The organism is Citrobacter sp. wls718, from assembly GCF_005280945.1.
GTDB lineage: Bacteria > Pseudomonadota > Gammaproteobacteria > Enterobacterales > Enterobacteriaceae > Citrobacter > Citrobacter gillenii.
Genome location: NZ_SZWV01000073.1, coordinates 1 through 7,356, shown reverse-complemented (window position 1 = coordinate 7,356; position 7,356 = coordinate 1). Strand labels below are relative to the sequence as shown.

Annotated in this window: 6 protein-coding genes and 1 pseudogene; 5 read left to right on the top strand and 2 right to left on the bottom strand. The window is 48.6% G+C overall.

Annotated features, from left to right (window positions below; genetic code table 11):
* Positions 1-57 precede the first annotated feature (57 nt).
* From aqpZ to FDW95_RS14670, 5 genes are all read left to right on the top strand, one after another.
* Positions 58-753, top strand: coding sequence for an aquaporin Z (aqpZ, locus tag FDW95_RS14695; protein WP_115258077.1), 696 nt, complete (start codon positions 58-60; stop codon positions 751-753).
* 268 nt (positions 754-1,021) lie between these two features.
* Positions 1,022-1,921, top strand: a complete 900-nt coding sequence (locus tag FDW95_RS14685; RefSeq protein ID WP_115258076.1) for a lysine exporter LysO family protein — start codon at positions 1,022-1,024, stop codon at positions 1,919-1,921.
* Positions 1,922-2,075: 154 nt separating this feature from the next.
* Positions 2,076-3,728, top strand: a complete 1,653-nt coding sequence (hcp, locus tag FDW95_RS14680; protein ID WP_096756556.1) for a hydroxylamine reductase — start codon at positions 2,076-2,078, stop codon at positions 3,726-3,728.
* A gap of 11 nt (positions 3,729-3,739) precedes the next feature.
* On the top strand, positions 3,740-4,708 hold the full coding sequence (gene hcr, locus FDW95_RS14675; RefSeq protein WP_096756555.1) for an NADH oxidoreductase: 969 nt from the start codon (positions 3,740-3,742) through the stop codon (positions 4,706-4,708).
* A gap of 410 nt (positions 4,709-5,118) precedes the next feature.
* Positions 5,119-5,595: a hypothetical protein gene (locus FDW95_RS14670; protein WP_137363537.1), complete on the top strand. Its 477-nt coding sequence runs from the start codon at positions 5,119-5,121 to the stop codon at positions 5,593-5,595.
* A 101-nt stretch (positions 5,596-5,696) separates the two neighbouring features.
* Here FDW95_RS14670 and FDW95_RS14665 read toward each other — a convergent pair whose 3' ends face one another.
* Both FDW95_RS14665 and FDW95_RS23315 read right to left on the bottom strand, forming a co-directional pair.
* On the bottom strand, positions 5,697-6,617 hold the full coding sequence (locus FDW95_RS14665) for a hypothetical protein (RefSeq protein WP_053065156.1): 921 nt from the start codon (positions 6,615-6,617) through the stop codon (positions 5,697-5,699).
* Positions 6,618-6,862: 245 nt separating this feature from the next.
* Positions 6,863-7,356 (bottom strand): annotated as a pseudogene (locus FDW95_RS23315) (hsdR); the annotation flags it as partial.

Sequence of the window (7,356 nt, the reverse complement as noted above, 5' to 3'; positions counted from 1 at the left end):
CAGTAAGTTGGCAGCATCACCAGGAAAACGAACCCGGAACTTTTAATTGAGGTGGTTATGTTCAGGAAATTAGCAGCTGAATTCTTCGGTACGTTTTGGCTTGTGTTTGGTGGGTGCGGAAGTGCCGTGCTGGCCGCAGCATTCCCGGAGTTAGGAATTGGTTTTGCCGGTGTCGCACTGGCATTCGGTCTGACAGTATTAACCATGGCATACGCCGTGGGACATATTTCAGGCGGCCATTTTAACCCGGCCGTGACATTAGGCCTATGGGCGGGCGGTCGCTTCCCGGCAAAAGACGTGATTGGTTATGTTGTTGCGCAGGTTATCGGCGGGATTGTTGCGGCAGCGGCGCTGTATCTGATCGCCAGCGGTAAAGCAGGCTTTGACGCCACGGCCAGCGGTTTTGCATCAAACGGCTATGGCGAACATTCGCCAGGCGGTTATTCCATGCTTTCTGCCATTGTTATTGAAATTGTGCTGACAGCAGGTTTCTTGTTAGTGATCCATGGCGCCACGGATAAACATGCTCCGGCAGGTTTTGCACCGATTGCTATTGGTCTGGCACTGACCCTGATTCACCTGATCAGTATTCCGGTGACTAACACCTCTGTAAACCCGGCGCGTAGCACCGCGGTAGCCCTCTTCCAGGGCGGTTGGGCGTTACAACAGCTGTGGCTGTTCTGGGTTATGCCGATTATCGGCGGGATCATCGGTGGCCTTATTTATCGCACGCTGCTAGAAAAACGTGATTAATCGATAACGAAAAAGACCTGGCATTACGTCAGGTCTTTTCCTCCCCGCTTTATTTCCTTTTATTTGCAACTTTACTCCCCTCTTTGCTTTCAGTAGTGTGTATCCCCGTCATACTTCAAGTTGCAGATGTGTTGGCTGCGCTCTTTCCCCCAGTCACGTACTTATGTACGCTCCCGGGGATTCACTCCCTTGCCGCCTTCCTGCAACTTGAATTATTTAGGTTATAGTGGCGCATTTCGTCTTACTTCTCAGCAAGGACCGGGTTTTCATGTTTTCAGGGCTGTTAATCATTCTGATTCCACTTATTGTGGGCTATCTTATTCCGCTTAGGCACAGAGCGGCATTAAAACTCATCAATCGCCTGTTGAGTTGGATCGTTTACCTTATTCTCTTCTTTATGGGTATCAGTCTGGCGTTTCTGGATAATCTCGCCAGCAATCTGTTATCGATATTGCATTATTCTGCGGTCAGCGTGACGGTCATTCTGCTATGTAATATCGCCGCGCTGTTGTGGCTCGAGCGTTCACTTCCCTGGCGGCACAACCATCGGCAGGAAAAGCTGCCATCACGCATTGCCATGGCGCTGGAGTCGCTACAACTTTGTGGCGTTGTTGTGCTGGGGTTTCTGCTGGGACTCACCGGGTTCTCATTCTTACAGCACGCCACCGAAGCCAGCGAATATACGCTGATCTTTTTATTGTTCCTGGTCGGTATCCAACTGCGTAACAGCGGCATGACCTTAAAACAGATTGTGCTGAATCGTAGGGGGATGATTGTGGCCGTCGTCGTGGTGGCAAGTTCAATGCTGGCTGGCGTGATTAATGCGCTGATCCTCGGACTGCCGCTGAAAACCGCGCTGGCGATGGCCTCGGGTTTTGGCTGGTATTCCCTGTCCGGCATTCTGCTGACCGAGTCATTCGGTCCCGTCATTGGCAGCGCCGCCTTCTTCAACGATCTGGCTCGTGAGCTGATCGCCATTATGCTGATTCCGGGCTTAGTCGGCCGCAGTCGTTCCACCGCATTAGGACTGTGTGGCGCCACCTCAATGGATTTCACCCTACCCGTTTTACAACGCAGCGGCGGGCTGGAAATGGTACCTGCGGCCATCGTTCACGGCTTTATTCTTAGTCTGCTAGTGCCTTTGTTGATGGCCCTTTTCTCCGCCTGATACAGCACAAATACCCCTCTGGCGGTAGTCACCTACCGCCAAAATTGCGCTAAATCAATCTCCCTGCAAGTTGTAGCAGAAATCCCTTTAATCCCTTCGCGCGCAGGCATAATCTTAAACATGTATATTAAATATAACTTTAAAAGGTGTGACCATGTTTTGTGTGCAATGTGAACAAACCATCCGTACTCCGGCAGGGAACGGCTGCTCTTACGCGCAAGGTATGTGCGGTAAAACAGCAGAAACCTCCGATCTGCAGGATCTGCTGATTGCTTCCCTACAAGGTCTGTCTGCATGGGCTGTTAAAGCGCGTGAATACGGTATCATCGATCATGAAGTGGATAACTTTGCCCCGCGCGCATTCTTCTCTACCCTGACCAACGTTAACTTCGACTCCCCACGTATCGTCGGCTATGCCCGTGAAGCCATCGCCATGCGTGACGCCCTGAAAGCGCAGTGTCTGAACATTGATGCCAACGCGACGGTTGAAAACCCAATGGCTGACCTGCAGCTGGTGAGCGACGATTTGGGCGACCTGCAGCGCCAGGCGGCTGAATTTACCCCGAACAAAGACAAAGCGACTATCGGCGAGAACATTCTCGGTCTGCGTCTGCTGTGCCTGTACGGCCTGAAAGGTGCGGCAGCTTACATGGAGCACGCGCACGTTCTGGGTCAGTACGACAACGATATCTACGCGCAGTACCACAAAATCATGGCATGGCTGGGTACCTGGCCTTCCGATATGAACGCTCTGCTGGAGTGCTCTATGGAAATCGGCCAGATGAACTTCAAAGTGATGAGCATTCTGGATGCCGGTGAAACCACCAAATACGGTCACCCAACCCCAACTCAGGTCAACGTTAAAGCGACCGAAGGTAAATGCATCCTGATTTCAGGTCACGACCTGAAAGATTTATACAATCTGCTGGAGCAGACCGAAGGCACCGGCGTTAACGTCTATACCCACGGTGAAATGCTGCCAGCACACGGCTATCCGGAACTGCGTAAATTCAAACACCTGATCGGTAACTACGGCAGTGGCTGGCAGAATCAGCAGGTTGAGTTCGCCCGCTTCCCTGGCCCAATCGTGATGACCTCTAACTGCATCATCGATCCAACCGTTGGTGCATACGACGACCGCATCTGGACCCGTAGCATCGTCGGTTGGCCGGGTGTGAGCCACCTCGAAGGCGACAACTTTGGTCCGGTTATCGCGCAGGCACAACAAATGGCAGGCTTCCCGTACAGCGAAATCCCGCACCTGATCACCGTAGGTTTCGGTCGTCAGACGCTGCTGGGTGCTGCTGATACGCTGATCGACCTGGTGAGCCGCGAAAAACTGCGTCACATCTTCCTGGTCGGCGGTTGCGATGGCGCACGCGGCGAACGTAACTACTTCACCGATTTCGCCACCAGCGTACCGGACGACTGCCTGATCCTGACCCTGGCCTGTGGTAAATACCGTTTCAACAAACTGGATTTCGGTGATATCGAAGGTCTGCCGCGTCTGGTTGATGCCGGTCAGTGTAACGATGCATACTCTGCCATCATCCTGGCGGTGACCCTGGCTGAGAAACTGGGCTGTGGCGTGAACGACCTGCCGCTGTCTCTGGTGCTCTCCTGGTTCGAACAGAAAGCGATTGTTATTCTGCTGACCCTGCTGTCTCTGGGCGTGAAAAATATCGTCACTGGCCCGACTGCACCGGGCTTCTTCACGCCGGACCTGCTGGCTGTGCTCAACGAGAAATTCGGTCTGCGTTCCGTGACCACCGTTGAAGAAGACATGAAGCAGCTGCTGAGCGCGTAAGGAGTTAAGTCATGACAATGCCAACCCATCAGTGCCCGTGGCGGATGCAGGTTCATCACATCCATCAGGAAACGCCGGATGTATGGACGATTTCGTTGCTGTGCCACGATTATTATCCTTATCGTGCCGGGCAGTATGCACTGGTCAGCGTACGTAACTCAGCGGAGACGCTGCGTGCCTACACCATCTCTTCAACGCCAGGCGTTAGCGAGTACATCACGCTGACCGTCCGCCGCATTGACGACGGTGCGGGTTCACAGTGGCTAACCCGTGACGTGAAGCGCGGCGACTATATCTGGCTGTCTGATGCCATGGGTGAGTTTACCTGTGAAGATAAAGCAGAAGACAAGTTCCTGATGCTGGCGGCCGGCTGTGGCGTGACGCCTATCATGTCGATGCGTCGCTGGTTGGCGAAGTACCGTCCGCAGGCCGATGTGCAGGTGATCTTTAACGTTCGTTCGCCGGAAGATGTCATTTTTGCCGACGAATGGCGCGAGTACCCGGTGACGCTGGTCGCTGAAAACAATGCCACCCATGGCTTTGTTTCTGGCCGACTGACCACCGACCTGCTGAAAAGCGTACCGGACTTAACTTCACGTACCGTGATGACTTGCGGCCCTGCTCCGTACATGGATCTGGTCGAAAAAGAAGTGAAAGCGCTCGGCGTAACGCGCTTCTTTAAAGAACAGTTCTTCACGCCGGTAGCGGAAGCCGCCACCAGTGGTCTGAAGTTCACCAAGCTACAACCGGCAAAAGAATTTTATGCGCCGGTAGGCAGCACGCTACTGGAAGCACTGGAAAGCAATAAAGTGCCGGTTGTCGCCGCATGCCGTGCAGGCGTGTGCGGCTGCTGCAAAACCAAAGTGGTTGATGGTAACTACACGGTTTCCAGCACCATGACGCTAACCGATGCGGAAATCGCCGAAGGCTACGTACTGGCCTGTTCCTGCCACCCGCAGGGTGATTTAGTGCTGGCGTAGTTGCTGAGCATCTGAGATTAAAAGGCTGCTTGGTTATGCTGGGCGGCCTTTTTTTTGCTTGTGAGGCACGTATGGTGATTTGCAGGTTGTGTATGTTGAGGTGATTGTCTGCCATGTGCCATGAGCGGACGTTTACTCATGAATGGAATAAAGCCTAATACCAAGAATTGTGATAAACACAATCTGGTCGGGCAACATAGGGATGTTTAGTATTGAAATTATTACTGAGTGATTATAGCCGTTTTATCTAGATAGCTAAATTTACGTAATGTGGCAAATCTGGTAGTAGTGCATCCCAAACGATCGTAGTATTATCTATAACATCCTAACTCAAATGGACACTTCTACTTTTCGAGACTTAGTAGTTAAAAAATAGTCTAATTATCTAAATTATCACTAGGAGGCCGAAATTGTTTTTAGAAATAATTGGTGGTTTAGCAAGTGTCGCATCCATCTCGGGCATCACAGCTAAAGAGTTGATTCCATTTATATCTGATCCGGATAAGAAACTGTTTGAGAAATATTTCAGTTATCTTGAAGGTAAAAAGGTTTTAACTGCACCATTCGATTCAGAGGTTTCCCAAGCAGTAATCAAAAGTTTAGAATCAATCAAAGATAAAACAGAGCAACTAAGATTGGACATAAAAGCCAAGCAAGCGCAACATTTAATATTAGATTTAATCCACACTCTAAGTCAAAATTTAATGTTATTATATAAGCATCAAAATTCGACAGATGAAGTACTTTTTTATAAATCTTTGCAAAAAGTACGAGTTAAATTTGCAAGAGTATTATCTTTACTATGTTTTACGTATGAAGTCGATTTATCAAATCAACAAACTGATTTAGCTAGATTGGTGTTGGAACATGCTTACCGAGTAAGATAAAATTACACGGCTAAATCTTCATAATGGGGCACTAACTACTTTGGAATGAACATTTAGCTTTACTATACATATAAATATGGCCGCAAAATGCGGCCCATGACTTACTGCAAACCATAGTATTTCAGTGCAGCCTCCGTCAGAACTTTGGTTGCAACTGCCATCCCGACTTTCCAAGTCCCATCGGCAGCTTTTCTTATATTTGATGCAATCCAATTTTTTGCACCTTCCCCAAAAGGTTCTTCAGAACTTGATGGTGTTTCAGACGCTACAATCAGTGAGAAATCACGCGCATCTTCTTCAGAAATACCTGAATCTTTCAGATAGTTTGCTACCGATTCTTTATTGTGTGATTGTATGCTTACATTAATAGTTGATTCGCTGCCACCAGAGATGGCATTGCCAACGTTACCATAAATTATTTGTTGTGTTATTTGCTGTGCTTTTGATGCATTATCTTTATCCATACCTTGAGTACCAAAAGTGATGTGTGCTGCTGCGGGAATTGATTTTTCAAATTCAATTGTTAATTCAAGAACTCTATTGCGAACGGCTTGTGAAATTTCTGATAGTGACACTACTGAAATATTTCCAGAGATATCATTACAAGCATAATCTTCATATATCTTCCCTTGTAGAAGAAGGATTAAATTTGACGCATTAATCCCCAAAGAACCACCTTTTGCGCTAACTTTAACAAGTTCGTCAACAGCAGCAATGCTCTCTCTGACGGAGTAGTTATTCCAGCTATCATTTGCAAACGTTTTTATTAATATTGGTGGGATAGGCGCATTTTTTATACCAGAGCCAAAAGGGCCAGAAAACGTGCCTTTATAAGTTACTCCTACTATTCTGTAATCGGGAAGCACAGCATCCTGAGGATAGCCTTCCGATTCATGTTTGACCCATTCTTCTAAATCGTTACTTCCTAATCTTGCTGCCAAGAGTCGGAGTTTGAGCAGTATTGGACCCAAGCTTGATCCATCTTGAACCACAGACTCTTGAATCTGATGTAGCAGGGACATTGACCATCTCCGTATTAAAACCTATTTTGCCAGTTTAAATGTATAAGCAATCGACATAAAGTACTATGCCTAGTAAAACATCAGCCTGAAACGGTTAACCGGACAACACCATTCCCACACTATCCCGAGGATGTTATGTCCGCTCTTCGCTCTCAGCGGACCTTCAGCTCAGTGATATCGTCCGCTCTGTGCCAGGAGCGGACTGTCCAACCCATCCCTGAAGAGCCTAGATTATGTATGGTAATTCAGTCATCAAAATAACGTTGGTCACCATCACAAAATTCACATCCTCGGATATGGCTCAGTTCAGGAACGCTATCGCTCAGGTGACCGCAACAACCACATACATGAAGCTCGGTGTAATAGATGAAACACTGAGTGCAAAGATAGCCGTCTCCAAATTTACATACGCTTTCAGGAGTCATGCAATTGGTACATCCAGCAGGAAATACGGAGAGTAGCTGTTCATCCACACTGTGGAACAACTCCTCATCCAGCAGTTTATACCTATCCGAAGTGTAGTCGCAGTGTTCGCATTCAAAATCACTATCTCCCTCAGGTAGCAATTGAGGTATTTCGCAGTCTGGACAAACTAGGGTAATTTGCCTTACAGCACTGGTGCAAACCTTACACCGCGTAACTTCAAGCTTACGGTTTTCATTACCGGTCGTTTCAGTCCCTGTTACCGTCGCATGCTGATGGCACTCATTGCAGTTACTAGACTGGCCCCCTGAATCTC

Coding starts and splice junctions, on each gene's coding strand:
- FDW95_RS14685 (WP_115258076.1), top strand. CDS start 1,022: ATGTTTTCAGGGCTGTTAATCATTCTGATTCCACTTATTGTGGGCTAT.
- hcr (WP_096756555.1), top strand. CDS start 3,740: ATGACAATGCCAACCCATCAGTGCCCGTGGCGGATGCAGGTTCATCAC.
- aqpZ (WP_115258077.1), top strand. CDS start 58: ATGTTCAGGAAATTAGCAGCTGAATTCTTCGGTACGTTTTGGCTTGTG.
- hcp (WP_096756556.1), top strand. CDS start 2,076: ATGTTTTGTGTGCAATGTGAACAAACCATCCGTACTCCGGCAGGGAAC.
- FDW95_RS14665 (WP_053065156.1), bottom strand. CDS start 6,617: ATGTCCCTGCTACATCAGATTCAAGAGTCTGTGGTTCAAGATGGATCA.